This window comes from Priestia sp. BR_2, assembly GCF_041954005.1.
GTDB lineage: Bacteria > Bacillota > Bacilli > Paenibacillales > Paenibacillaceae > Paenibacillus_AQ > Paenibacillus_AQ lautus_A.
The window spans coordinates 1-26,820 of record NZ_JAVFHM010000281.1 but is presented as its reverse complement, the minus strand read 5'-3'; the positions used below and the strand labels follow the sequence as shown (position 1 = coordinate 26,820).

The following is a 26,820-nucleotide window of genomic DNA, read 5'->3' as shown; positions in this document are numbered from 1 at the left end:
TTTGTTTGGTACAATAGGAAAAGTGTGAAACTGTAAGCTAAAGGCATCTGCCCCGAATAAAGTTTTACGGCTTGGATCTGGACGGCTGAACATTATTCTAGCGGAAAGAAGGTAGTGACGATGGAATTATGGTACACAGAGAAGCAAACCCCGACTTTTGGCATTACGGCTAAAATCCGGGAGACCTTTGTACATGAGAAGACGGAGTTTCAACAATTGGATATGATCGATACCGAGGAATTCGGGCGCATGCTCGTGCTGGACGGTATGGTTATGACTACGATTAAGGATGAATTCGTCTATCATGAGATGGTCGCTCACCCCGCGCTGAACACGCATCCAAATCCGAAGAAGGTTCTTGTCGTCGGCGGAGGAGACGGAGGCGTCATTCGCGAAGTGATCAAGCATCCGGGCGTAGAGAAGGCCGTACTCGTTGAAATTGATGGAAAAGTTATCGAATATTCGAAGCAGTACTTGCCTGAGATCGCCGGCAAGCTGGACGATCCGAAGGTTGAAGTGCTGGTTAACGATGGATATATGCACATTATCGAGCATAAGAACGAATATGATGTCATCATGGTGGACTCCACCGAGCCTGTGGGCCCGGCTGCTCCGTTGTTTGAGCGCGGATTCTATCAAGGGATCTATGAGGCGCTGAAGGAAGACGGTATTTTCGTGGCGCAAACGGACAATCCGTGGTTCAAAGCGGATCTGATTCAGCAGGTCAACAAAGACGTGAAGGAAATCTTCCCGATCGTGCGTGTCTATGGAGCGAACATTCCAACCTACCCAAGCGGTCTGTGGACCTTTACGATGGGCAGCAAAACATACGATCCGCTTGCAGTGGACGAGTCCACGATTGATGAGATGGATACGAAGTACTATTCGCCTCGTCTGCATAAAGCCGCCTTCGTGCTGCCGAAATTCGTAGAAGACTTGGTGAAATAAGGAGGCGCGCATAAACTGATGAAACTGGATCAAGGTTATTCCGGCAACGTGTTTATTCTGAGCTCCGAGGATTATGAAGGATCCAAGGCCGTCATCTACGGTATGCCGATGGACTTCACGGTTAGCTACCGTCCCGGCTCCCGTTTCGGCCCGGCCCGTATCCGCCAAGCATCCGTTGGCTTGGAGGAGTACAGCCCGTACTTGGATAAGAGCATTGAAGATATCACTTATTTCGATGCAGGCGATCTGATGCTGCCTTTCGGCAATGCCGGCCGCAGTCTTGAAGTGATCGGCGATTATGTAGGCAAGCTGCTGGACGACGGGAAGTTCCCGATTGGACTCGGCGGAGAACACCTCGTATCGTGGCCGATTATTCAGAAGGTGTATGAGAAGTATCCTGATCTCATTCTGATCCATATCGATGCCCATGCCGATCTGCGCGAGCATTACGAGGGAGAGCCGTTGTCCCACTCCACGCCGGTCCGCAAGGCGGCGGGCATTATGGGCGGCAAGAACATTTATCAGTTCGGCATCCGTTCCGGCTCCCGCGAGGAGTTCCAGTACGGACGCGAGAACATCAATTTCTACCCGTTTGAGGTAGCCGCTCCGCTGAAGGAAGCATTGCCTTCCATGGGCAACCGTCCGGTCTACGTGACCATCGACATCGACGTGCTGGATCCGTCTGCCGCACCGGGCACAGGTACGGCAGAAGCCGGCGGCATCACGTCGAAAGAGCTGCTGGAAGCCGTACATCTGATTGCAAACTCCGATGTGAACGTTGTTGGCTGCGATCTCGTGGAGGTGGCGCCGATCTACGATCCGACCGAGCAGACCCAGATCGTGGCTGCGAAGCTGATTCGCGAGATGCTGCTGGGATTCGTGAAGTAGGGGATTCCACCCACCCAAACCCTCCCTGCCAGGGAGGGCCCCAAGGGCGCTGCCCTCTGGACACCCGCAACGTTGGCGTTCAGCGGGGCTGTGGGGATCGAAGCGGGGCTGGTGCTTGTGCCCGGCCACCCTTCGGTCTCCCCTGCGGGGACGCCCTCGTGGCCTTTGGAGCGCCCTTTATGTGGCCAAGGCTTTGCCCCTCGGCCGATGAAAGAAAAGCAAGCCTCCCCCACCTAAGCCTAACGTCTATCGGTGTCGGCTTGCTTTTTCGCGTGAGCGCGGCCCTCACGAGCAATTCCCTGACGGGTCGCTCGCGGGCCAGCCCAATATAGATGATCAGCCGAGGCTTTGCCCCTCGGCGATGAAAGAAAAAGCAAGCCCTCCCTGCCTAAGCCTACGGCTATCGGGGAAGGCTTGCTTTTTCAACTTTGAGCAATTGAGAAGAAATGATTGGTAGTCATATGTTATAAGCTTAAGGAAGCTTGATTCGGATTTGAATGGAATCTTTTTGAAAGGGATTATGACGCCAATAAGGAGGCTATATCATGGAAGATTCGTCCAGGAAGAAGAGAATTGACTCTGCCGCGAGGATGATTAAGGCTTCGCCCCAAACCATTTATCAGGCATTCACTGACCCCAAGGCTTGGGTGTCGTGGCTTCCGCCAGAGGGCATGTCAGGTCAGATTGATACCTTTGATGCCCGTGAAGGCGGGACTTATCGAATGGTGCTCACCTATATTGGAACGGACCACGCGAACCTCGGCAAATCATCGGCAGGCACGGATATCGTCCAAGGTAAATTCCTGGCGTTGGTGCCAAACAAGAAAATCGTTCAGTGTTTTGAATTCGAGTCGGAAGACCCCGCTTACGGGGGCCAGATGAGAATGACATGGACGTTGACAGCACTTGCGGAAGGCACTGAGGTGGCGGTTGTTTGCGAGGACGTTCCTGAGGGCATCCGGCAGGAAGATCACGAAGCAGGCCTCCGTTCAACGCTTGAGAATCTCGCGGTTTTTACGGAGTGATAGCGGACAGGCAGCGTACCTCACAAGGTCCCTTTAACAGTGAAAAAGCAAGCAACCCAACTTAAGCCGAGCGGCTAATCGGGTTGCTTGCTTTTGTGTTATTTCAGGGTGATGCCGAATGCGGAGCCAGGGGCACCGGCGAATACGACAGCTCCGTTAGCTGGGAGCTTAACTTCGTTGGAGCCGCTGACCACGGTGTAGTTAACGACCGTGCCCTTCTCGTCGTATACGGCGAATGCGCCTTCTGCCGGCAGGGTTACCGTCATGGTTTTGCCTGCGGCTGCTTCAGGTACGGTATACCACTTGGCATAGCCGTCGGCCTGCAGGGTAACGGTGGATTTTTTCCCTTTATACAATGGCTTCACATGCTTGCCGCTGATAAACAGGGATCCAGCGCCCTCGAGATACTCTACGCCTTTTTCCTTATAGAAGCGGAGTTCGGACGTATCCCGGCTGCCGATCGCCGGAACCTGATGCTGGCTTACTGCGGTATCCGGATCGATAATCTTCTTGTCGACCAGATATCCTTCCAGGCCGCTCTTGCTGTTAATCTCTACCGTCGGTTTCGTAATGAAGTACATCAGCGACGTGAATTTCTCGTTCAATGGATAGAACGTTTCGCCTTCCCGCTTCGCCCATGCGGCAGCGGTTTCCTTGGACAGCGGGTTCGCTTCCATTTTTTCGGCCGAATATTGCGACAAGGCCATCTGTCCCAGTCCAGGAATCGAAACATATTGTCTTACCCATAGGTAGATGCGATCATTCTTTTCCTTAACGAAGCTGACCTTAATGCTGCCATCCGCGCTGACAAACGTTCCGTCAGCGGTGTATACATATTTCTCGGCAGGATAGTCCGGAACCATCGGTACGGTAATGGACAGTTCGCCGTCCTTGATGTCGACTTTCATCTGCTGATTCGTCACGCCATAGTAACCGGCGAATTCCGCCATATTGTCAGGCATATCCGCTTGGACCGGTTTGCCGAACGATTTTTCCGGCTTGAACTCCTTGATGGTGCCTTTTTCCTTGAGCGTATGCAGCAAAATTTCGTTTGCCAGCAATTGGTTGGTTGAACTCGAACCGCCGGAAGATAATACGGCAGCTGCCATGTTCTGCTCCGGAAGCACAACGAGCGAAGCGTGGTATAGAATGGTGTCGCCGCCTTTAGTCACGGCTTTCATGTCATATTGGTTAAACGGGAACAGTCTCACGCTGTCCCAGCCAAGTCCATAATCGAACGAATTATCGGCATCTTCTGGCCACAGGCCTTTTTTATACTCTTCCTGCTCCATGGCTTTCACAGACGCAGCTGAGAGGATTCCCTCGGCTTCCCCGGTGAAGATCTGCGCAAACTGCACCAGGTCTTCGGCCGTGGAGTAGATGCCGCCGGTTCCGATAACATTGATGGTCTCGTTAGGCAGCTGTCCTTGATGAGCCGGATAATAGAGGCCCGCCATTTGGTTTAAATCCAATGTGTCTTGGGATGTCTTGGTGTGGTCCATGTTTAACGGCTCGGTAAAATGTTCATGAATGAATGCGGTAAAATCCTTGCCGCTCACTTTTTCCACGAGAATCTCGGCCAGCGTGAATCCGTCATTGCAATACACGGAGAATGCACCCGGATCTGCTTTGAGGTTTTGAGTGGACAACTGCTTCAGCAGCGTGTCATGTGCATGCGGGTCGTTATCTTCGAACAAGAACGCGTTGTTCAGGCTTGAGCCCTGTAGACCGGAGGAATGGTTAAGCAGCATGCGCGGCGTGATTTTTTTGTATCGTTCGTCTTTCATCGTGAATTCGGGTATGTACTGAACGAGAGGCGCATCCAGGTTGATCTTCCCGTCATCCACCAATTTCATGACCGCGGCGGCAGTGAACACTTTGCTCGTGGAGCCGATCCCATACATCGTATCTTCGGTCAACGGAATCTTTCCTTCGATATCATTGACGCCCGCTTGCCCGGAAACGGTAATCTTGCCGTTGTCGATCAGGGCATATTGGACGCTTGTCGTTCCATACGTCTCGGTGAGCAGCTTGGCTTTCTCTGCGGCGATCTTCTCAAGACCCCCTCCTGCAGCGGCAATCTGGCTGTTATCTGCTGCCATGGCTCCGGCTGGAAGGATCATTGTAACCGCGAGCAGGGCTACCAGCATTCGTGATAATCTTTTCTTCAATGAACAAATACCTCCTTATTATGAATGTATAAGTTAGTACGATTTACCAGCGGGAATGGTTCGAATTTTTTTTCATGTTTTTTGTGGCTTTATGATAGGAGCATATACAGGAAGGGCGTTTAATTGTTGTTAGGTGAGATATCTACAGATGAGAAGGTCAAAAAAACCAGGCCCCCATCATCAGTTGCGAGAACTGCGCGAGGATGCCTGGTTATTTAACTAAGCACGATCAGTAGTGCCGAAGCGGTGCCGACGAAACAGCCCGCCAGACAATCGGAAGGATAATGAAAGCCGAGATAAATGCGTGACAGACTGACCGTAAGGGCCAGCAGGATCAAGAGCAACGACAGCCAGGGCGTAACGAACAGAAATGGCGTGACGATGGAAAATATGGCCGTCGAGTGTCCGGAAGGAAACGAATGGTCCTTCATCGGTTTCTTTTCAAACCTCACTTTTTCCAATGCCTGGTATGGCCGGATGCGTCTCAGTTTCTTTTTGATGAGAGCCGTAATCAGGAAGCTGAGGGACAGTGCGATAAAGCTCTGCCATCCCATCGTATCCCACGGCTCCGGTGCAAAAAACGCTATCGAAAGTGTCAGCACAATGGTAAAGATAGCACCCCCCATATGGGTGACCAGCGAGAGCATCGAATCCACCATTTTGTTGCTGATCTTGCGGTTTAACCAGCGGAAGATAAGGTGGTCATGTTGCTGAAGCCAATCCATCGAACGAGTTATCATTGTGAACAGAACACCTCACATTATAGTTTGGCAAGCTGATAGCCCTAAAGTCAAAACGGGCTCGTGTGTATGCTTGTAAGGGCCGGGATTGATCGTATAGACAAGAGGCTTACATACGACAGTATACAGGAGAATTGTTAAGCGTGGGTATGAATGGCGAGTATTTTTTCATAATTCGAGCATTCTTTGGCATAGGTACCGTCGATGATAACCGTATACCTTAAGGGACGCGCTTAAGATTATGGTTTCCAATTGACGGCGACTTGATGTTCCCATGTTCTCTAAGCCCGGAATCCGATATAATGAAAGCATCTAACCATGCATAAGGAGGAGAAGCATGAAATTTCGCGTTTCTGCCGTGCAATATCATCTGCACACGATTCAATCCTTTGACGATTTTGCCCGTCAATCGGAGCACTATATCCGAACGGCGGAGGAGTTCGAAGCCGATTTTGTGCTGTTTCCGGAATTTTTCACGACGCAGCTGATGTCCATCGGGGACGATCAGGGCCAGGCGTTAACGATCAATGACCTTCCGGATTTCACAGACCGTTACCGCGAGCTGTTCCAGGGCTTTGCGAAGCAATATAACATGCATATCATTGGCGGGACCCACGTCATTCGCCGGGAAGGGAAGCTGTACAATGTGGCGCATCTGTTCTATCCGGACGGCCGCATTGCGGAACAGGCGAAGATTCATATTACGCCTTCGGAGATAACCGGCTGGAACATGGGGGCCGGCGAAGGGCTCGAAGTATTCGAGACAGAAAAAGGCACCATCGCGATGCTCACCTGCTATGACATCGAATTTCCCGAGATCGTGCGCATGGCCAAGGCCAAAGGGGCCGACGTCATTTTCTGTCCGTCCTGCACCGATGATCGTCACGGATTCCACCGCGTGCGTTATACCAGCCATGCCCGCGCCATCGAGAATCAAATCTATGTGGTGCTGACCGGCACGGTTGGATCGCTGCCTACCGTGGATCTGATGCGTGCCAACTTCGGGCAGGCTGCCATCATTACGCCGAACGATATTCCGTTCCCGCCGAAGGGCCTGCTGGCCGAGGGAGAGCTGAACAACGACATGATCATTACCGCCGATCTCGATCTGGATTTATTATATCAAGTGCGCGAGAAGGGCTCCGTCACGACATGGCGTGACCGGCGTACGGATTTGTATCCGGATTGGGAGTAAGTCTTTTATCATGGTTTGATAAAATGGGAAAAGGCGGTGTAGAGGAAATGGCCCGGTTTCATCAACAGTTTTATGTATTCGACGACGTCCGGCCGGTGCCGGTTGTTATTCGAGGCTACACGGAAGCGGACTTCGACGAGCTGATCGCCATTCAATCCGAGACGTTCCCGCCTCCGTATCCTCCGGAGCAATGGTGGAACAAGGAACAGCTGATGCAGCATGTCACCTTGTTTCCCGAGGGCGCCCTATGCGTTGAAGTGGACGGCATGCTCGCCGGGTCCATCACCTCGCTCATTGTGGAGTACGATCCGATGGAGCCTGCCCACTCCTGGGCGGAGGCCACGGATAACGGATACATCCGCACGCATCAGCCGGACGGAAATACCCTATACATCGCCGACATTTGCGTCAGGCCGCGCTTTCGCAAGCTTGGGCTCGGCAAATGGCTGATTCAGTCGCTGTATCACGTGACCATCGAAAGGGGACTGGACCGGCTGCTTGGCGGCGGACGGATGCCCGGCTATCATCGGCATGCGCACGAAATGTCGGCCGTAGAATATTTGGATGCCGTTGTCAGGGGGGATCTCAAGGACCCCGTAATTACCTTCCTGCTCCGGTGCGGCCGGACGCCCGTCGGGGTAGCGGCAGAGTATTTGGAGGATGAGGAGTCCTGCAATTACGGGGCCTTGATGGAATGGAAGAATCCATTCCGAGGGTAAAGTGGTTTAGAATGAACGATGATTTCACGGCTTCGAATATCTTCATAATATAAAAGATATTTTCATTACATATATAAGGAGGCTTTTAATTTAATGGAATATATCCGCATTACGAGCATCGACGATCCCTTGTTTCGCAAAATGCACGATCTCATGAAGGAAGTGTTCCCTCCGGAAGAGGTGCTGGAATTCAGCTTATGGAAAGAGCCGCTCGAAGACCCGGGCATTCGGGTATTTGTTGCCCTGCATGAGGACGAAGTGGTAGGTACGACGGAATACCGCTATTACGAGGATTGGAACGTGGCGATGACCGATTTTACCATTATCGGGCGTGAAGGGCTCGGCATCGGCCGATTCCTGGCACAACATCGCTTGAAGGATCTGAATCAATTGGCGGCAGCAAACGGCAAAGAGCTGTTCGGCATGTTTGCCGAGATTTACGATCCATATCGGGTGCAGGACCATGCATTCGGCGGCGTGAAGCCGATGGATCCGTTCGTTCGCCGCGAAGTCCTGTCGCATCTGGGTTACAAACGCACGGATATCGACTATGTGCATCCGTCCTGGAACAACGATGGCGAAGCGGTGAGCGGGCTTGATTTTTGCTTCATGCCGGGCGACGATGCCGTTGATGAATTGCCCGCGGAGCTGATTGCCAACTTCTTGAGACGATACTATTCGGTGCTGCCCGAGAAACCGCAAGCCTGGAACGACATGGTGGCCAAGCTGGACGCGCGGGAGAAGGTATCCTTGCTTCCGCTGTAACCTATAGTATGGATCATGCCTGATTCTTCTTGAATCAGGCCTATTCTTTTTCTTGACCGCCCATTGATTTCAATTTTTTGGTATTCTAATCCTATGAAAGGCCAGGTCGACGTAATGGGGAGGCTGCTTATGAAGAGAAATCGTATTTGGTTATGGGCAGGTATTGGTTTAAGCATCGTAATCCTATATTCATTCATGCAACTAAGCGTTCATTTCGGCAAACCCATGTCCGAAGAACAGAAGATAGCGGCCTCTTACGTGAAATCGCTGGGCTATAAGATTGTAAGCCACTCCAGTAAACCGATTACTTATACGCTTGAGAAATCTCTTCTCGCACCTGGTAACGGCGCAATCCCCTATATTCAGACATGGAGTGTACAGAGCCAAGATCCGGCAAACTATTACGGAAAAGAAATTGTCACCTATCGATTCAAGGTTTCCGGGCATCCGCTTGACCGCATGTATAATACGAATACGGCCTTGTTCGTGATGATGTCGGAGGGGAAGGTCATCGGGGGAACCTCGTTCCCCGATCGGAACGATTTAGCTGGAGCTCCTTATTCCATTGATGGAAAGACCTTGGAGGAAATCACGGGTAACAGTTTCGGGGAATGGCGCGAGCAATGGGCCGAAAAATATGGGAATTAAGGATGCGCTCCAACCTCTCCGAAAATACGACGAAAGACATTTTTCTTTACTTTTGCTAAAATCCTCATTTGAATTGCAAGGCTATACTGGATATAGTAATACAATAGGTAAGGAAAAGAGGAACGTACATGAACGACCGAAAACAAGTGAACATCCGTCTTCAGAGCCTTCACGAAGGAGAGAATACGATACAGGAGCTTCCCGCAGAGGCGTTTATCAAGGGGAAGGTGCTGTATGTGCGCTATACGGAGCCGGCGCTTGGACCGCATCAAGGGGAAACCCGGGCCATGCTCAAACTGACGGAGGACGAGCTGAAGCTGATCCGTCATGGCGAGGTGGAGTCCGAGCAGGCGTTTAAGCTGGGACTGCAATTGCCTGGATATTATCGCTCCCCGTTCACTTCATTTAATCTGTCTACGCACACCCAGCGTCTGGAGCTAGCGCTAGAGGGCGTGACCGGACGAGCGGCTTGGGCGTATGATTTATATGTGTTTGACGAGTTTTCGGGACACTTTTCGATCAGTTTGACTATTCAGGAGGCACATGAATCATGACTATGAATCCATTAGATCACATTAACGGGCTGGTTGCAGAGGCGGTAGGAGACGCTGCCGTAGCTGCCGGACTGGTGTCCCGCGAGGAGCTGCCCGCCATTACGCTGGAAGTTCCGAAGGATAAGTCGCACGGCGACTTGGCTACGAACGTAGCGATGCAGCTGACGCGGATTGCCAAGAAGAACCCGCGGCAAATCGCGGAAGCTATCTTGGAACATTTGGATACGGCGAAGGCTTCCATTGAGAAAGCGGAGATCGCCGGGCCCGGGTTTATTAACTTTACCTTGGACAAGGGGTATCTCTATCCGATCGTGGCATTGGTACAAGAGCAGGGCGATAACTACGGGCGGATCGCTACGGGCGAAGGGCAAAAGGTCCAGATGGAGTTTGTCAGCGCCAATCCCACCGGAAGCCTGCATCTTGGACATGCCCGCGGAGCGGCGGTAGGCGATGCCCTTTGCAATGTGCTTGATTTTGCTGGATACGAAGTTACGCGCGAATACTACATCAATGATGCAGGCAACCAAGTCGTGAACCTGGTTAAATCCCTCGAAGCCCGCTATTTGCAGGAGCTCGGCCAGGATGCCGAAATGCCTGAAGACGGATACCATGGCGAGGATATCAAAGGGTTTGCCAAAGAGCTCGTAGCCGAGAAAGGCGATTCCTTGCTATCGATGGATCCTGGCGAGAGAACGGCATTCCTGCGTCAATTCGGGCTTGAGAAGGAACTTGGTAAAATCAAACGCGATTTGAATCGATTCCGCGTCCATTTTGACGAGTGGTTTAGCGAAACGTCCCTGTATGAGGATGGACTGGTGGAGAAATCCCTGGAAGAACTGAAAGCCAAGGGCGAAGCTTACGAGAAGGATGGGGCAACCTGGCTCCGCACCACCGATTATGGGGATGACAAAGACCGCGTCCTCGTCAAGAATGACGGAACGTATACCTACCTGACGCCGGATATTGCGTACCACCGCAATAAATACGAGCGCGGCTATGACAAGATCCTGAATATTTGGGGAGCCGACCACCATGGTTACGTTCCGCGCATGAAGGCTGCCATGGAGGCGCTCGGCAATGACCCGGACAAACTCATCGTATTGATCGCCCAGATGGTCAGCCTGTTCCAGGACGGCGAGAAGGTGAAGATGTCCAAGCGTACCGGTAAAGCGGTCACGATGGAAGATTTGATGGATGAGGTCGGCGTGGACGCGATCCGCTATTTCTTCACCATGCGCAGCATGGATTCGCATTTGGATTTCGACATGGATCTGGCAGTGTCCACGTCCAACGAGAACCCGGTCTTCTACGTACAGTATGCGCACGCACGCATTTGCAGCGTATTCCGCCAAGCGGAGGAGCAAGGCATTAGCCTCCTGCCGCTTGCCGACGTCAACCTGAGCGTTCTGACCGCCGAGCATGAATACGACATTTTGCGCAAATTAGGAGAACTCCCGCAGGAAGTGTCGCTTGCTGCGGAGAACTATGCACCGCACCGGCTTATCCGGTATGTATATGAACTGGCCTCCTTGTTCCACAGCTACTACAGAGCCGAACGCGTCATTACGGAAGACGCGAATCAAACGCAAGCCCGCCTTGCTTTGCTGGCAGCCGTCCGCACGGTCATTGCCAACGTGCTTCGCCTGATGGGCGTATCGGCGCCGGAACGCATGTAAGAAGGGGCTTCCCTTTCATATGCCATAACAGCCAACAGCCGTCTTTCTTTGGAAAGACGGCTGTTTTAATGCGTGAACGAAATGGGCGTTTGCGTTGCTGATGAACCGAATTTATAATTTCATGCCCTCGCGCAAAAATTTCAAGGCATTTACCTCTCCATCGGAGGCGCTGTATCCTTTTTTGAGCTTAAGGGGGGAGGAGGTGCGCCGCAGCAGGGCCTTGATCGTAGCTGTTTTTTTCAAGTCAGGCTTCTGGGCAAGCAGCAGGGCGATTGCTCCGCTCACGTGTGAAGTGGCCATGGAAGTGCCGCTCATTTCGTGGTATTTTCCCTGCAGCCAGGCTGACACGATTTTATCTCCGGGCGCATAAATATCGACAAATTGCCCGCGGTTACTGAAGCCGGGGATTCTCCGGCTGCGGTCGGTAGCTCCGACGGATATCGTTTGGGGATAACGGGCAGGATAGTCCGCGGTACGGCGTTTGCCGTCATTGCCGGAAGAGGCCACAATGAGGACGCCTGCTTGGTTGGCCTTGCTTACGATATCCAGCAGCGTGCGGCTTCGGGTCTGCATGCCGAAACTCATATTGATGATATCGATCTCGGCCCGCACGCACCAGTCGATGGCCAGAATGATATCCGACACGAAGGCGGAGCCGTTGTGATCAAAGGCTTTGACCGGATACACGACAGATCTGGGAGCAACGCCGATCATACCTTGGGTGCTGTTCGCGGCAGCGATGGTGCCCGAGATATGCGTTCCATGCCCATTGTCGTCATAAGGCGGGATGTTGCGATGGACGAGGTTGACCCCTCGGGTCAGCGAATACTTCAGATCCGGGTGACCGAAATCCACCCCTGTGTCGATAACGGCAATCTTCACGCGGTGTCCTGTCGAGGTAGACCAGGCTTGAGGGGCTTTGATTTGCTTGATACCCCATGGGATCCCGGTTAGCGTTCCTATTGTCCCCTGTATGGCGTGGATATGAACCTGTTCATCCTCTTCAACCATCAGTTCGTTCCGAAACTCCGCTTCAAACTTCGCGGTTTGGGGAGCTGGAGCGATGATGGTGCGAGTAAGCGGCGAGCGGCTGACCGAACTCGGGAAACGCCTTTTCCCTGCGAGCCGGTTCCATTCGCGGATGCATTTCTGGTACAGCTGAGGGTCATGAAACGTGAGGAGCCGCCGGTTCATTTCCCGGACGTTCCGCATAGGGTTCGTCTCTGCAAGTAGTGATTGCATGATCCGGGTGTAATCCATGTGTGGCAATCTCCCTTCTCGATGAACCGTTGCTTCAGTATTGTATGAGCCGGGGAGAGTGCCCGAATGGGATGTTGCCCTTTTTCCGGGAAATAGGCCCTGTTTACCGTGTCAAAGCAGCAGGGCTAACATAAGATACATGGAGAGAATATCAAGGTTCTCTTATCTATCCCGTAAGGAGTCGATCCTAGGGGCGGGTACAGTCAGAAGGCGGAGAGAATCGTCTCCGTCTTTTTCCATTTGGTATCTGATGGGTAATGGAGCATAAAAACTTGATTTTTATTTCCAAATAGGTTTTACTTAGTTTTGATAATGGATATGTTGAGGGTATAACGTGAAGATTGTGTGAGAGGAAGTGTGCGTTAGTGAGTAATCCGCTCAATTTAAAGATCGATCCGGAGAAGATTCAGGAAATCCCGATGGTTGACCTGGCTTTTATGGTTCTGAAGGCGGCGAATACGCCGTATTATTACCGTGACCTGATGAATGAGGTGGCCAAGCTTCGCGGCTTTACGGAACAGGAAATTAACGAAACGATTGCCCAGTTATATACCGAGATCAATATAGACGGACGTTTCGCATGTGTAGGTACGAATCTGTGGGGACTAAAGCGCTGGTATCCGCTGGAGAAGTCCGAAGATCCGATTGCGAACGCCAAACGTCCGCGGATCATCAATGATGAAGACGACGATGACGATGACTTCACGGATGAAGAGGATACCTATAGCGGTGACGATGCCGAAGAGGATTTCGACAGCATCGACGATGAAGACGATGATCACGACGATCTCTTCCCGGATGATGACGATGCTGACGATGATGTAGATGAGGACGTTGTTCTGGATGATGACGAATTGGATGACGAAGATGCGGATTCCGAGGAAGAAGATCTGGAAGAGGAAGAATTCGAGGAAGACGACAGAGATTAATCTGTCATTCCGCTCGGAATTTAAGCCAGTCCGCATGGTTTATGACTCTGTTTTACGATGTCGGCCGATTGGGGAATTTTGAGGTTGGTTCTTCTCTTGACAAGCAGACAAGGCACAGAGTAAACTATTGCTTGGGCTTATGATTGTGGATTAAATATGTTTAATATAAAAGTGCCCCGTTATTTATTCGGGGTCACTTTTTTTGTTTTTAAGGCTCGGAAAGTGTAAACGACGCTAGCTTCCGGGCCAATATAGCAAGACCAAGATTCAGATATGCAGAGTAAGAAGATGTATTGGAATCGCTCGCCCTGAAGCCTCATAACGTTATGCCGTACCGGCAGCCCGATGGGGATCATTTTAGCGTCAATATATGCGGTTTGTAATAGGTCGGAGGTCAGCTCGCTCACCATTATTGGAAGCGAGCGATGTTTTTGTTGGTCCCTCTGATGAATCAGGGGAAAACGGGTTAGGATAAACATCATATGTCGCCTGAAGTTATGGAGATTATATAGGAGGGTTTTTAACAGTGACAAAGTATATTTTTGTAACAGGCGGAGTCGTGTCATCTCTAGGTAAGGGAATTACCGCCGCTTCGCTCGGCAGATTGCTTAAGAACAGAGGGCTCAAGGTAACGATTCAGAAATTCGATCCGTACATTAATATAGATCCGGGCACCATGAGTCCTTACCAGCATGGCGAAGTGTTCGTTACTGACGACGGTGCGGAAACCGACCTGGACCTGGGACACTATGAGCGCTTCATCGATATTAACCTGTCGAAGAACAGCAATGTGACAACAGGAAAAGTATACTCTTCTGTTATTAGCAAGGAACGCCGGGGGGAATATTTGGGCGGCACCGTGCAGGTTATTCCTCATATTACGAACGAGATCAAGGAGCGCGTATTCCGTGCGGGCCGTGAAGCGGGTTCGGATGTGGTCATTACCGAAATCGGCGGAACGGTCGGCGATATCGAAAGCCTTCCTTTCCTGGAGGCCATCCGCCAAATCAAGAGCGATGTTGGCCGTGAGAACGTGATGTATATTCATGTAACCCTCATTCCATATATTAAGGCAGCCGGTGAAGTGAAAACGAAGCCGACGCAGCACAGCGTAAAAGAACTCCGCAGCATCGGCATTCAGCCGAATGTCATCGTGTGCCGTACGGAGCATGAGCTTTCAACCGAGATGAAAGCCAAAATCGCGCTCTTCTGCGATATCGACCCTAACGCGGTCGTAGAATGCCGCGACGCGTCCTCCCTGTATGAGGTGCCGCTGAATCTGCGCGATGAAGGCCTGGACGAAATTGTTGTCAATCATCTGAAGCTGACGACTCCTGCGCCGGATATGAGCGAGTGGGAAGATCTGGTGGAGCGCGTCTCCAAGCTGGAGAAGACCGTTGAGATTGCGATTGTCGGCAAGTATGTCGCGCTTCATGACGCCTACCTCAGCGTAGTGGAATCCCTGTCCCATGCCGGCTTCGATGCCAATGCCGACGTGAAGATCCGCTGGGTGAACGCCGAGGAAATTACGGCGGACAATGTGGAAAAGACGTTGAACGGCATCGGCGGTATTCTGGTACCTGGTGGATTTGGAGACCGGGGTATCGAAGGCAAGATCAGCGCGATCCGTTATGCCCGCGAGCGCAACATTCCATTCTTCGGTATTTGCCTTGGCATGCAAGTGTCCGTCATCGAATATGCCCGTTCGATCTTAGGTCTGAACGGCGCGAACAGCTCCGAAATTGATCCGGCTACCGAATATCCGGTTATCGACCTGCTTCCGGAGCAGAAGGATATCGAGGATCTTGGCGGAACGATGCGCCTTGGCCTGTATCCGTGCAAGCTGGTTCCGGGATCGCTTGCGGAGTCCTGCTACCAGGACGAGCTGGTTTACGAAAGACATCGTCACCGGTACGAGTTCAACAACCAATACCGCGAAGATATCGAGAAAGCGGGCCTGCGTATTTCCGGTACTTCACCGGACGGACGCCTGGTCGAGATCGTGGAGCTGCCAGGACATCCTTGGTTCCTCGCCGTGCAATTCCATCCGGAATTCACTTCCCGTCCGAACCGTCCGCAGCCATTGTTCCGTGAATTTGTAAAAGCCTCGATCCAGCATCAGGCATAATTGGGAAGAGCCTCTTTTTGAAGAGGCTCTTTTTTGCGTGCAAATTCGTTTGTCGCTGCGTGAAGGGTGGAGCTGAGGACCGGAATCCCTGTCCAGCGCTGTCGATTTCGGATGCAGCCAATTCGCGATCTTTTTTTCTCACTTTTTTTAGGACAGGAAGGAATTCGACATCTACAGGCGAATACAAATAATGGCCGGTTTATGGGAAAGTTAGGAACTTTCGAGTTTGCATATACTCATTGTACGATTTAAGTATCGGGAGGTTGGAAGGATGAGCAAACAAAGCAAACACAAAGTGCTGATTGTGGATGACCAGAATGGGATCCGCATCCTGCTTGTGGAAGTGTTCAGCAGTGAAGGATATGAGACGTTCCAAGCGGCGAACGGCAAGGCTGCCCTTGAAATCGTGAAGATGCATGCCCCGGATTTGGTGCTGCTGGATATGAAAATTCCTGGAATGGACGGGCTTGAGATTTTGAAGCATATTAAACAGATGAATCCGGACATTAAGGTGATCATGATGACAGCCTATGGAGAGCTTGACATGATCAAGGAAGCGACCGATCTTGGAGCGCTGATGCATTTTACCAAACCCTTCGACATCGACGAGATGCGGCAAGCCGTCAACATGCAGCTGAAAGGGACCGCGAACAACATCGGTTGAATGATGAATTCTGCTCAAGGGGCGGAATTCTTTTTTTTGCCAGAATGTGAGTTCCTTCGCAGCAATTTAGGAAATGCTTGTTTAGTATTTATGACGCGATGTGGTATAATAAGTCCGTATGTTATATCGGCTAAAAACCATAGACAAACTAAGCATCTATAGGAGGATGAAACCATGCCATTAGTATCAATGACAGACATGCTGAACAAAGCACTCGAAGGTAAATATGCTGTTGGTCAATACAACATCAACAACCTGGAGTGGACATATGCAATTCTTGAAGCGGCTGAGCAAGAGAAATCGCCGGTAATTCTTGGTGTTTCCGAAGGCGCAGCTCGTTACATGGGTGGATTCAGCACCGTTGTACACATGGTAAAAGGTTTGATGGAGGACCTGAAAGTTACAGTTCCTGTTGCCATTCACCTTGACCACGGTTCAAGTGTTGAGAAATGTAAAGAAGCAATCGATGCAGGGTTCACTTCGGTTATGATCGATGATTCCCACAGCCCGATTGAGACGAATATTGCAACAACGAAACAAGTGGTTGAGTATGCTCACGCCAAAGGCGTTTCCGTTGAAGCCGAAGTCGGCATGGTCGGCGGACAAGAGGATGACGTTATCGGCGACGTAATGTACGCGAAGCTTGACGACTGCGTGCGCATCGTGAACGAGACAGGCATCGACACATTGGCGCCTGCGCTTGGTTCTGTCCATGGTCCTTACAAAGGCGAACCAAACCTTGGGTTCAAAGAGATGGAAGAGATTCGCGATGCTGTGAAACTCCCGTTGGTGCTTCATGGCGGTACGGGCATCCCGACGCATGACATCAAGAAAGCTATCTCCTTGGGTACTTCCAAAATCAACGTTAACACCGAGAACCAAATCTCGTTCACCAAAGTTGTTCGTGAAGTGCTTGCCGCTAAACCGGAAGCTTACGATCCGCGCACATTCCTGAAACCAGGCCGCGAGGCAATCAAGGAAACCGTTGTCGGCAAAATCCGTGAGTTTGGTTCCAACAATCAAGCTTAATCACCCGTAACACACAAAAGTCGCTTGTAGCCTTCGTGGCCGCAACATGACGATAGGAATCACCTAAGATATTTTAGGCTGTCTTATGCTGCATACAATGAAATGGAAAGCACACCGCATAGCCGGTGTTTTTCCATTTCATTTATTAAGTTATCAAAAAGCGCAAGCGGATTGTGAGGCTTCACAACCGGATAATCGCTACGAAAACGAACGCTTATTGCGTCTGTCATCCTTTAGGAACGTCGATACGACGTTTTTCTTGTATGACGGGCATCAGAACCATTTCCGGCTGCGAAGTGATGTAGGGGGAACCGAAAGCTTATGGAAAAATTGATGATCAGCGGTGGACGCCCACTGCGAGGTGCTGTAACAATCAGCGGTGCCAAGAACAGTGCTATTGCGTTAATTCCCGCCGCAATCCTGGCGGAATCGGAAGTCGTACTTGATAATTTGCCGCTTCTCAGCGATGTGGCTGTTTATGCTGAGATCCTTGAGGAATTAGGCGGGCAAGTTTCATGGGAAGGCAATCAGATGAGAATTGACCCTTCTGATATCAAATCCATTCCGATGCCTAACGGACCCGTCAAGAAACTGCGCGCGTCCTACTATATGATGGGCGCCATGCTTGGAAGATTTAAAGAAGCCGTGATCGGCCTGCCGGGCGGCTGTAATTTTGAACCTCGTCCCATCGACCAGCACATCAAGGGCTTTGAAGCGCTTGGCGCGACCGTGACCAACGAACACGGCTCGATTCACCTGCATGCCAAAGAGCTGCGGGGCGCGAAGATCTACCTCGATGTAAGCAGCGTAGGTGCAACGATTAACATTATGCTGGCGGCTGCCAAGGCCAAAGGCTCCACAATTATCGAAAACGCGGCGAAAGAGCCTGAAATTATAGATGTTGCAACACTTTTGAATTCCATGGGAGCTGTCATTAAGGGCGCCGGAACGGAAACCATCCGGATCGAGGGCGTGACCGAGATGCATGGCTGCCGACATTCCATTATTCCAGACCGGATTCAGGCCGGTACATATATGATTGCTGCCGCAGCTACGCGCGGCGATGTTCTGATTGACAACGTCATCCCGAAACATCTTGAGGCCCTCACGGCCAAGCTGATCGAGATGGGTGTGGGCATCGAAGAGCTGGACGAAAGCATCCGCGTGATCGGTAAAGCCCGGTATCAGCATGTGGATGTGAAGGCGCTTATATATCCTGGATTTGCAACGGATTTGCAGTCACCGATGACCAGCCTCCTTACGCAAGCGGAAGGCGTCAGCGTCCTTAGTGATTTTGTATATAGCAACCGATTTAAACATGTTCCGGAGCTCGTTCGCATGGGGGCCAAAATTCGCGTGGAGGGACGCTCTGCCATCATCGAAGGCGGCCCGCTGAACGCAGCCAAGGTCAAAGCGACCGATCTGCGGGCGGGTGCGGCTCTTGTCATTGCGGGACTGACGGTGCCTGAAGGGATAACGGAGGTAAGCGGCGTGGAATTCATCGACCGCGGCTACGACCATCTCGTTTCCAATCTGCGAGAGCTGGGTGCCGACGTGTGGCGTGAGACCGAAGAAGAGTGATTTTTTTACCAAAATGAGGGAAATGTGTGGTGGAAACTGCATATCTCCCTCTGATTTGGGTAATGCTCCTAGTAAAGCTCTCATAGACTAATAGACTACATGACAGCAGGGAACTGCTGCGACAGAAACAAATAATTGAATAGGTGGTTATTGAATGGATTTACAAATAGCCGATTTGGAAGGCATGAAGCTGACGGATCTGTATAAGCTGGCCAAGAAGTATCAGATTCCTTATTATGGCCAGTTGAAGAAAAAAGAATTGATATTTGCCATTCTCCGGGCGCAGGCCGAACAGAGCGGCTTGATGTTCATGGAGGGCGTACTCGAGATTTTGCCGGAAGGATACGGTTTTCTGAGACCGATCAACTATTTGCCGAGCACGGAGGATATCTACATTTCGGCCTCCCAGATCCGCAAATTCGATTTACGGACCGGAGATTTGGTTTCTGGCAAATGCCGGACGCCGAAAGAGAACGAACGTTACTTCGGACTGCTGCAGGTCAACGCCGTGAATGGCGAGAATCCTGCCGTCGCAGCGGAACGACTACACTTCCCAGCCTTGACTCCTCTATATCCGCAAGAAAAGCTTGTTCTTGAAACATCCCCTAATCAGTTGTCAACCCGAATTATGGATCTGCTTGCACCCGTAGGTTTAGGACAACGCGGTTTGATCGTGGCACCGCCAAAAGCAGGGAAAACGCTCCTCTTGAAAGAAATCGCCAACAGCATCTCAACCAACAATCCAGAGATTGAACTGTTTGTTTTACTCATCGATGAACGGCCTGAAGAAGTGACGGATATGCAGCGTTCCGTTAAGGGTGAGGTGGTTGCTTCTACTTTTGACGAGCTTCCGGAGAACCATATCAAAGTGGCGGAACTGGTATTGTCGCGCGCCTTGCGGCTGGTGGAGCATAAGAAGGACGTGGTTATCTTGCTGGACAGCATCACCCGTCTGGCTCGTGCGTACAACCTGGTCATTCCTCCGTCCGGCCGAACGCTGAGCGGCGGTATTGATCCTGCGGCATTCCATCGTCCGAAACGTTTCTTCGGATCGGCTCGTAACGTGGAGGAAGGCGGAAGTTTGACGATCCTGGCGACAGCCTTGGTTGAAACCGGATCGCGGATGGATGATATCATTTATGAGGAATTTAAAGGCACAGGCAACATGGAGCTGCACTTGGACCGCCGCTTCGCGGAACGCCGTATTTTCCCGGCGATCGATATTCGTCGCTCCGGTACCCGGCGCGAAGAGGTGCTGCTGAACAAGGATGAACTGGATACCATTTGGGCGATCCGCAAAAATATGAACGACTCTGCCGATTTTGTGGAAGGCTTCCTTAAAAAAATGCGTGATAGCAAGAATAACGCGGAGTTCTTGGCATCATTTGACGTGAATGCCAACAACGGCGGCGGAACCGGGACTCAGGGCCAGACAGCCAGACGTCCATCGCGTGCATCTGCGGCGACGGCCCCTCAGAGCTAAGCCCTGAATCAACCGGAGAATAGGAGATCAACATGTATTTGGTTTATGCAGATGAACAAGGGAATGTATACGATCATTCCGAGCTGTTCGGGCTGGCCCGCAGCGGAGATATGATCGTCGAGATATTGGAAGATGAATTGATACCTTTGCCGGAGGGAGCTACGCTGGTCGGACTGCCGAGTACCCGAGCGATCGGAATGGATCCGGAGACCGGTGACATGATGCCGCTTGAGGACGGGTATACGGCTGTCGGAGCGCTTCTGCCGCAAGGCTACACCCGGCTTTGCCTGCCGGGGTACGTGAAGTCGGACAAGGAGTATAAGCTGCCGCTGTTCGGTTACTCGGCGGTCGTATGGAAGGATGGCGCTTTCTATACGACGGCGCGTTTGTCCGACGATCCCGAGAAATGGAATCCTGTGAATTGTGATCTGGACGACCTTGAGCTTGGGGTTAAGACGCTGAAGGAGAAGTATCCGGAAAACCGGCTCTACGAACATCTGTCTAACTGTGCGCTGGGATACGAATGCCTGACGGCGTCCAACACCTTCCTGAATCGCTGGGAAGGCGCGGTTCCCGTGTCTTACTCCTGCAATGCGGGCTGCTTCGGTTGCATTTCGGAACAGCCGGATGACAGCGGCTTTGTCTCCCCGCAGACGCGCATGAACTTCCGTCCGAGAGTGGATGAGCTGGTGCAGGTCATGCTGGAGCATCTGAAGACTCCGGAGTCGATCATTAGCTTTGGCCAAGGCTGTGAGGGCGAACCCTCCACCCAGGCGAAGATCATTATAGAGGCCATGCGAGAAGTCCGGGCACAGACCGATATGGGTTACATCAATATTAACACCAATGCGGGACTGACCGATTTTATCCGCGGTATCGTGGATGCGGGTCTTGATCTGATGAGAGTCAGCACGATCAGTGCATTGGATGCCCATTATAACGCATACTACAAGCCAAGAGGCTACACGCTCGCTAATGTGGAGAAATCTCTTCGTTACGCAACGGATCAGGGCGTATATACATCCATTAACTATCTGATCTTTCCGGGCGTGACCGACCGCGAGGAAGAGCTGGAAGCCATGATCGAGTTTGCCCGGCGCACGGGACTCAAATTGATTCAGCTTCGCAATCTGAATATTGACCCTGAGAGCTATCTTGGCCTCATTCCGCCTGCGCAAGGCGAGATTCTCGGAATGAAGCAGGCGATCGAGATCATGCAGGAGGAGCTGCCGGATGTGGTGATCGGCTCCTATACGCATGTGCCCCCTGCTGGACAGGCGAGACCGAAAAAGCGGCCTTCGATTATATAACTTGCACGGTCTCGAATGTGCTAAAAATAGGGTGTAGTTCCAATTGCGGACTTGTCTGATGATTTGTGTATGGACTATTGCGCATTCAATATGCTCGTGCTATACTCCTTTTATGTGTCCATATAACTCTGGGTCCGCATGAGGCTCAGGGCGGAAAGAGGTGAAAGCTACAATGAAACAAGATATTCAACCGAAATATCACGTTACTACAGTTACTTGTGCTTGCGGTAATACGTTTGAAACAGGTTCTGTGAAACCCGATCTTCGTGTAGAGATTTGCTCGAACTGTCATCCGTTCTTCACAGGTAAACAGAAATTCCTGGATGCTGGCGGTCGTGTTGATAGATTCAAGAAGAAATACGGTATCTAATAAACAAACCCTTCGCCCTTGTGGTCGAAGGGTTTTTGTCTGTCTGCAGGGCCGATGGAGTATGCAACTTCTTCCGTCGGTTGCTTTTTTGGTAGCCATGCGATATACTAAAGTTCGCCGTGCTAGACGGGGAGGTAGCGGTGCCCTGTAACTCGCAATCCGCTGTAGCGAGGTTGAATTCCTGTTAGAGGTGTTGTCGATGTGAGGCTGGTCCCTGCGCTCAACGTTGACGGTTGGGTCCTCCGCAATGAGCACTTGTGAACCTGGTCAGGTCCGGAAGGAAGCAGCCATAAGCAAGACCGCTTTTGTGCCGGAGGAGTGCCTAGCCCGAGTTGCTGCTCAGGATTGCCGCTCGGATCGCAATGATCAATAACAGGTGCACGGTATACATATCTGCACATAACACCTTTGCCTTTGGCAAGGGTGTTTTTTGTCGAGGCGGGATTCTAAATTGGAGCGAATGCTTCACGTGAACTTTGGATAAAGTTTTCCAAGTAAACGTTTTGCTAAGGCAGGGGAAAGTAGTATAGAATGTAGTATAATATAACCGTTGACTCATGCCGTTTAGGCTGGGATTGACCATGAATATAACTTGTAAAGCACGTGAGGATTGGGCTTTGGTGTGAGCCTTGGATTTCCTAATCTTCGCGAAGTGGAAGTTGAAAGAGGGTAAAGCATAGTGGAACATATCGCGTTATATCGAGCTTGGCGACCACAGTCGTTCGGCGACATGGTGGGCCAGCAGCATATTATCCAGACCCTGCAGAATGCCATTCGCGAGCAGCGGGTTTCCCATGCCTACCTGTTCAGCGGTCCACGGGGTACAGGCAAGACCAGTGCCGCTAAAATTTTGGCCAAAGCCGTGAACTGCGAGCATGGTCCGGCTGAGGAACCCTGCAATGCATGCGAGGCCTGCCGGCGCATAACGTCCGGAGCCGTCATGGATGTCCAGGAGATCGATGCGGCATCCAACCGCGGCGTCGAGGAGATTCGTGATTTGCGGGAGAAAGTCAAATACGCACCGACCGAAGTGCGGCGCAAGGTTTATATTATTGACGAAGTACACATGCTGACGACGGAAGCGTTCAATGCCTTGCTGAAAACGCTGGAGGAGCCGCCGGCACACGTGATGTTTATACTAGCGACAACAGAGCCGCACAGGCTTCCGGCAACGATTATCTCACGCTGTCAGCGGTTTGACTTCCGTAGGGTGTCCCTGGAGGAACAAACCGGACGTCTGGAGCAGATCTGCGGGGAAGAAGGCATTACGGCTGAGCATGAAGCGCTGCAGTATATTGCGCGTCTATCGGATGGCGGTATGCGGGATGCTTTGAGCATTCTGGATCAGATCGCTTCCTTCACTGGAGGTACCGTATCTTACCGGCAGGTCATGGACATGACGGGAGGCATTGCCTCAGAGCAGTTTGGCCGTCTGGCCGGCGCCGTGAAGCAGGGGGATGCCGGACTGGTCCTGCAGATCGTGGAGCAATTTATGCAGGAGGGAAAAAGCGCAGATAAATGCATGGAGAATCTCCTGTACTATTTCCGCGATTTGCTTATGATCAAGATGGTTCCCGATGCCGACAAGCTGACCGATCGGGTTTTGAACCCGGCCGAGTTTCAGGAGATGGCAAATGCCTTCAGCCGGGATGAGCTGTTTCAAATGATTGATACGCTCAACCGTTATCAGAGTGAGATGAAATATGCCTCGCAGCCGCAAACCCTGTTTGAGGTGGCACTGCTCAAGCTTTCCGGCATTACCCAATCCGGCGGCGGGGCCGCAGCTGCCCATTCTACCGCCGATGCGGGAGAACTGGTTCAGTTGAAACAGCATGTAGCCGCACTTGAGAAAAAGCTGGAGCGTCTGATTCAAAACGGTGTTCCTGCATCGAATCAACGCGAACCGGCCAAGTCTGCCCGTACACCTGCACCGAAAGCAGCTTCAACGGCCAAGATTCCGCAGCATATGGATCAGTATGTATCCTCCCGGACCGGAGAGGATTATACCGCTGTACATCGGCAGTGGGCCCAAATTCTGCAGAACGTGAAAGAGGAGAAGGTAACGGTTCACGCATGGCTGATGGATGGTGAGCCCGTATCCGTATGGGAAGACAAGGTGCTTGTCGCTTTCAAAAACAACATCCACCGCGAAACCACGGAGAAACCTGCCAACAAACAGGTGATTGAAGGGGTTCTTGAGTCTATGCTCGGCAAGCCGTACCATCTGGTGACCATGATGCTTCGCGACTGGAATGATGCGGTAGAAGGAGTAGGCAAGCCTCAGGCGGAAGAGCTTAAGCTGGAACATGAAGAAGCTGATGCCGGTGGAGAAAAACCATGGATTGATGAGGCGATCCAGCTGTTTGGAGAAGACCTCGTTGTCATAAAAGACTAGCGCGTCCCTACGTGCACCCTAATTATAAGGAGAGATGAATCATGAATAATATGAACCAAATGATGAAGCAAGTGAAAAAGATGCAGGAGCAAATGCTGAAGGCGCAGGAAGAGCTTGCTACAAAAACCGTTGAAGGAACTTCCGGCGGCGGCGTGGTTACCGTAGAAGCGAATGGCCATAAACAAATTTTGTCCATCAACATCAAGCCTGAGGCGGTTGACCCGGATGATGTGGAAATGCTGCAGGATCTGGTGCTGACTGCGGTTAACGATGCACTTGCCAAGGCTGAAGAAATTGCGAACGCCGATATGGGCAAATTCACAGGCGGCATGAAAATCCCGGGCTTGTTCTAAACTAACCTAGAAGGAGTAGTTACATTTGTACTATCCTGAACCGATCGCGAAGCTCATCGATGCCTTTACGCGACTGCCGGGTGTGGGGCCGAAAACGGCCGCCCGCCTGGCTTTTCATGTTCTGAACATGAAGGAAGATGACGTTATTGATTTTGCCAAAGCGCTAGTCAGTGTCAAAAGGAATCTGCACTACTGCTCCGTCTGCTGCAACATCACGGATACGGATCCATGCCGGGTATGTCAGGACAAGACTCGGGATGCTTCGATCATCTGCGTTGTACAGGATGCGAAGGATCTGGTGGCGATGGAGCGCACGAAGGAATTCGAGGGCTACTATCATGTCCTCCATGGGGCCATATCTCCGATGGAGGGGATCGGGCCGGATGAAATCCGTTTGAAGGAGCTCCTCACGCGCTTGAGTGACGAACGAGTGAAAGAACTCATTTTGGCGACGAACGCTAATATCGAGGGAGAGGCAACGGCGATGTACATATCGCGCCTGGTCCGTCCTTTTGATATTAAGGTGACTCGTATTGCCCATGGACTGCCGGTTGGCGGTGACCTGGAGTACGCAGATGAAGTGACTTTATCCAAAGCGCTTGAAGGTCGAAGAGAACTGAACTGATATTATGGATCCCTGCAGCATTTGATTGAAATATGAAAGCAACACAAGAACGAGCATTGGAAGCGATTCTGATGGCTCGTTTTTTGTTTGCGCATTTCTAGGCCAAGAAAGTAGAAATTGAAAGTGTTCTTATGGTTCTAAGTTTGTCCCTCTCTCGATATGAATGTTACAGACGGTCTTTATAAGGGCAGGTCAATCATTCATATTCATAGGGAGTGAACGGAATGAAGATATGGTGGAAGTCGAGGAAGAAAGAAGAGGAAACGTATATCACGGCAGAGGAGCAAGAACGGATGTGGCATGTCTTCCTGGACGTCCAGAGATCCCAGATGGAGTGGGAGCGGGCGCACTTGCTGTTCCAGGAGGCTACGGGACAGGATCAGATCGATTATGCGATCTACATGTTGGAGGCGGCAGAGCGCAAATACCAGATGAATCTTAAACAGGCCAAGCAGCTTAATCTGGATGGAGCAAGGATGCAGTATATCGAGCAAAAAAGGGAGAACGGTTAACCGAGAGTGATTGATAGGATTCCTATTGACCTTTGAAGGAGGAGTATCTATGAAATTGATTGTGCTTGGCGTACTATGCATATCGCTCTTGCTGCTTATCTATGTTGTGTTTAGAAAGAAGCTCGGGCTGGGATGGCTGACTGTATTCGGGGCGCATCTGGCCCTTTCGGCTGTAGCTATCTATGTTGTGAATTTCACCGGACTAGCAGCTGAAGCGTATATTCCTCTGAATCCGATGACCATAGGAACGGTCATGGTCCTGGGCTTGCCGGGTGTGGCCCTACTTGTCGGTTTAAAATTTACGATATTAGGTAGTTGACGTATGCTCATATTCTATGATACATTAATGTTCGCCCGTTTGATTGCGGGTGATAGAGATTCACCGGTCAGGCAGAACTTGAATTTGAAAATAATTAAAAAAACTTCTTGACCAACAGCAAGCTAGTATGATATATTATAAAAGTCGCCGCTGAGATGCGGATGACAAACAAAATGTGATTGATCTTTGAAAACTGAACAACGAGTGAGTAAGGATTTCACTAGTGGGATCCATTGCGAAATCATCATGTACAAGCTTTGGTTTGTCGGATGATGGAGCATAAAGAGAATTGAACAAATTCTCGTCAGTTAAGAAATGAGCAAGTCAAACTTTATTGGAGAGTTTGATCCTGGCTCAGGACGAACGCTGGCGGCGTGCCTAATACATGCAAGTCGAGCGGACTTGATGGAGTGCTTGCACTCCTGATGGTTAGCGGCGGACGGGTGAGTAACACGTAGGCAACCTGCCCTCAAGACTGGGATAACTACCGGAAACGGTAGCTAATACCGGATAATTTATTTTGCAGCATTGTG

The 26,820-nt window shown here is 51.2% G+C and carries 25 protein-coding genes, 1 rRNA gene and 1 other RNA gene; 24 read left to right on the top strand and 3 right to left on the bottom strand.

What is annotated here, in order from left to right:
* Positions 1 to 120 precede the first annotated feature (120 nt).
* The 3 genes from speE to RB298_RS21730 all read left to right on the top strand — a co-directional run bounded on the left by speE (position 121) and on the right by RB298_RS21730 (position 2,861).
* Positions 121 to 948, top strand: coding sequence for a polyamine aminopropyltransferase (speE, locus tag RB298_RS21740; RefSeq protein ID WP_486048567.1), 828 nt, complete (start codon positions 121 to 123; stop codon positions 946 to 948).
* Between the two features lie 18 nt (positions 949 to 966).
* Positions 967 to 1,836 (top strand): agmatinase, encoded by an 870-nt coding sequence (speB, locus tag RB298_RS21735; protein ID WP_012818361.1) that lies wholly within the window; start codon positions 967 to 969, stop codon positions 1,834 to 1,836.
* A gap of 545 nt (positions 1,837 to 2,381) precedes the next feature.
* A complete protein-coding gene (locus RB298_RS21730; protein ID WP_452520792.1) occupies positions 2,382 to 2,861 on the top strand; it encodes an SRPBCC domain-containing protein in 480 nt (159 codons plus the stop codon).
* A 98-nt stretch (positions 2,862 to 2,959) separates the two neighbouring features.
* Here RB298_RS21730 and RB298_RS21725 read toward each other — a convergent pair whose 3' ends face one another.
* Both RB298_RS21725 and RB298_RS21720 read right to left on the bottom strand, forming a co-directional pair.
* Positions 2,960 to 5,032 carry a serine hydrolase domain-containing protein gene (locus RB298_RS21725; protein ID WP_486048565.1) on the bottom strand — a complete coding sequence of 691 codons (2,073 nt, stop codon included), beginning with the start codon at positions 5,030 to 5,032 and terminating at the stop codon, positions 2,960 to 2,962.
* A 215-nt stretch (positions 5,033 to 5,247) separates the two neighbouring features.
* Complete coding sequence (locus tag RB298_RS21720) at positions 5,248 to 5,772, bottom strand: phosphatase PAP2 family protein (RefSeq protein ID WP_090914378.1); 525 nt, start codon at positions 5,770 to 5,772, stop codon at positions 5,248 to 5,250.
* Positions 5,773 to 6,109: 337 nt separating this feature from the next.
* On the opposite strand from RB298_RS21720, the gene RB298_RS21715 reads away from it, so the two are divergent.
* From RB298_RS21715 to argS, 6 genes are all read left to right on the top strand, one after another.
* Positions 6,110 to 6,967 carry a carbon-nitrogen hydrolase family protein gene (locus RB298_RS21715; protein WP_009595511.1) on the top strand — a complete coding sequence of 286 codons (858 nt, stop codon included), beginning with the start codon at positions 6,110 to 6,112 and terminating at the stop codon, positions 6,965 to 6,967.
* Between the two features lie 47 nt (positions 6,968 to 7,014).
* Complete coding sequence (locus tag RB298_RS21710; RefSeq protein WP_192570122.1) at positions 7,015 to 7,686, top strand: GNAT family N-acetyltransferase; 672 nt, start codon at positions 7,015 to 7,017, stop codon at positions 7,684 to 7,686.
* 93 nt (positions 7,687 to 7,779) lie between these two features.
* Positions 7,780 to 8,451, top strand: a complete 672-nt coding sequence (locus tag RB298_RS21705; RefSeq protein ID WP_012818376.1) for a GNAT family protein — start codon at positions 7,780 to 7,782, stop codon at positions 8,449 to 8,451.
* Between the two features lie 129 nt (positions 8,452 to 8,580).
* Positions 8,581 to 9,099 carry a hypothetical protein gene (locus tag RB298_RS21700; RefSeq protein WP_096777298.1) on the top strand — a complete coding sequence of 173 codons (519 nt, stop codon included), beginning with the start codon at positions 8,581 to 8,583 and terminating at the stop codon, positions 9,097 to 9,099.
* Between the two features lie 128 nt (positions 9,100 to 9,227).
* Positions 9,228 to 9,653: a YwiB family protein gene (locus RB298_RS21695; protein WP_096777299.1), complete on the top strand. Its 426-nt coding sequence runs from the start codon at positions 9,228 to 9,230 to the stop codon at positions 9,651 to 9,653.
* Positions 9,650 to 11,329, top strand: coding sequence for an arginine--tRNA ligase (gene argS, locus RB298_RS21690; protein WP_486048561.1), 1,680 nt, complete (start codon positions 9,650 to 9,652; stop codon positions 11,327 to 11,329). The genes RB298_RS21695 and argS overlap by 4 nt, the downstream gene beginning before the upstream one ends.
* Before the next feature lie 111 nt (positions 11,330 to 11,440).
* On the opposite strand, the gene RB298_RS21685 is transcribed toward argS, so the two are convergent.
* Entirely contained in the window at positions 11,441 to 12,589 is a 1,149-nt protein-coding gene (locus tag RB298_RS21685; protein WP_012818380.1) for a S8 family peptidase, read from the bottom strand.
* A 365-nt stretch (positions 12,590 to 12,954) separates the two neighbouring features.
* Between RB298_RS21685 and rpoE the strand changes: the two genes are divergently transcribed.
* The 15 genes from rpoE to RB298_RS21610 all read left to right on the top strand — a co-directional run.
* Complete coding sequence (gene rpoE, locus RB298_RS21680; protein WP_090914358.1) at positions 12,955 to 13,518, top strand: DNA-directed RNA polymerase subunit delta; 564 nt, start codon at positions 12,955 to 12,957, stop codon at positions 13,516 to 13,518.
* 526 nt (positions 13,519 to 14,044) lie between these two features.
* Positions 14,045 to 15,646 carry a CTP synthase gene (pyrG, locus tag RB298_RS21675; RefSeq protein WP_096777301.1) on the top strand — a complete coding sequence of 534 codons (1,602 nt, stop codon included), beginning with the start codon at positions 14,045 to 14,047 and terminating at the stop codon, positions 15,644 to 15,646.
* 271 nt (positions 15,647 to 15,917) lie between these two features.
* Positions 15,918 to 16,310, top strand: a complete 393-nt coding sequence (locus tag RB298_RS21670) for a response regulator (RefSeq protein ID WP_009595517.1) — start codon at positions 15,918 to 15,920, stop codon at positions 16,308 to 16,310.
* A gap of 174 nt (positions 16,311 to 16,484) precedes the next feature.
* Positions 16,485 to 17,339, top strand: a complete 855-nt coding sequence (gene fba / locus RB298_RS21665; RefSeq protein WP_012818384.1) for a class II fructose-1,6-bisphosphate aldolase — start codon at positions 16,485 to 16,487, stop codon at positions 17,337 to 17,339.
* A gap of 321 nt (positions 17,340 to 17,660) precedes the next feature.
* Positions 17,661 to 18,920: a UDP-N-acetylglucosamine 1-carboxyvinyltransferase gene (locus tag RB298_RS21660; RefSeq protein ID WP_036662837.1), complete on the top strand. Its 1,260-nt coding sequence runs from the start codon at positions 17,661 to 17,663 to the stop codon at positions 18,918 to 18,920.
* A 154-nt stretch (positions 18,921 to 19,074) separates the two neighbouring features.
* Positions 19,075 to 20,403, top strand: a complete 1,329-nt coding sequence (rho, locus tag RB298_RS21655; RefSeq protein ID WP_012818386.1) for a transcription termination factor Rho — start codon at positions 19,075 to 19,077, stop codon at positions 20,401 to 20,403.
* A 32-nt stretch (positions 20,404 to 20,435) separates the two neighbouring features.
* Positions 20,436 to 21,713, top strand: coding sequence for a radical SAM family protein (locus tag RB298_RS21650; RefSeq protein WP_009595518.1), 1,278 nt, complete (start codon positions 20,436 to 20,438; stop codon positions 21,711 to 21,713).
* Positions 21,714 to 21,885: 172 nt separating this feature from the next.
* Complete coding sequence (gene rpmE / locus RB298_RS21645) at positions 21,886 to 22,083, top strand: 50S ribosomal protein L31 (RefSeq protein ID WP_006207505.1); 198 nt, start codon at positions 21,886 to 21,888, stop codon at positions 22,081 to 22,083.
* A gap of 117 nt (positions 22,084 to 22,200) precedes the next feature.
* Positions 22,201 to 22,467, top strand: an RNA gene (gene ffs / locus RB298_RS21640) — signal recognition particle sRNA large type.
* Positions 22,468 to 22,762: 295 nt separating this feature from the next.
* On the top strand, positions 22,763 to 24,478 hold the full coding sequence (dnaX, locus tag RB298_RS21635; protein ID WP_486048556.1) for a DNA polymerase III subunit gamma/tau: 1,716 nt from the start codon (positions 22,763 to 22,765) through the stop codon (positions 24,476 to 24,478).
* 41 nt (positions 24,479 to 24,519) lie between these two features.
* The gene (locus RB298_RS21630) at positions 24,520 to 24,831 is read left to right on the top strand and encodes a YbaB/EbfC family nucleoid-associated protein (RefSeq protein WP_009595540.1); all 312 of its coding nucleotides are present in this window, start codon (positions 24,520 to 24,522) and stop codon (positions 24,829 to 24,831) included.
* A 25-nt stretch (positions 24,832 to 24,856) separates the two neighbouring features.
* Positions 24,857 to 25,456: a recombination mediator RecR gene (recR, locus tag RB298_RS21625; RefSeq protein ID WP_009595539.1), complete on the top strand. Its 600-nt coding sequence runs from the start codon at positions 24,857 to 24,859 to the stop codon at positions 25,454 to 25,456.
* A 224-nt stretch (positions 25,457 to 25,680) separates the two neighbouring features.
* A complete protein-coding gene (locus RB298_RS21620; protein WP_009595542.1) occupies positions 25,681 to 25,968 on the top strand; it encodes a hypothetical protein in 288 nt (95 codons plus the stop codon).
* A gap of 49 nt (positions 25,969 to 26,017) precedes the next feature.
* Positions 26,018 to 26,287, top strand: coding sequence for a pro-sigmaK processing inhibitor BofA family protein (locus RB298_RS21615; RefSeq protein WP_009595500.1), 270 nt, complete (start codon positions 26,018 to 26,020; stop codon positions 26,285 to 26,287).
* 331 nt (positions 26,288 to 26,618) lie between these two features.
* Positions 26,619 to 26,820, top strand: a 16S ribosomal RNA gene (locus RB298_RS21610); the annotation flags it as partial.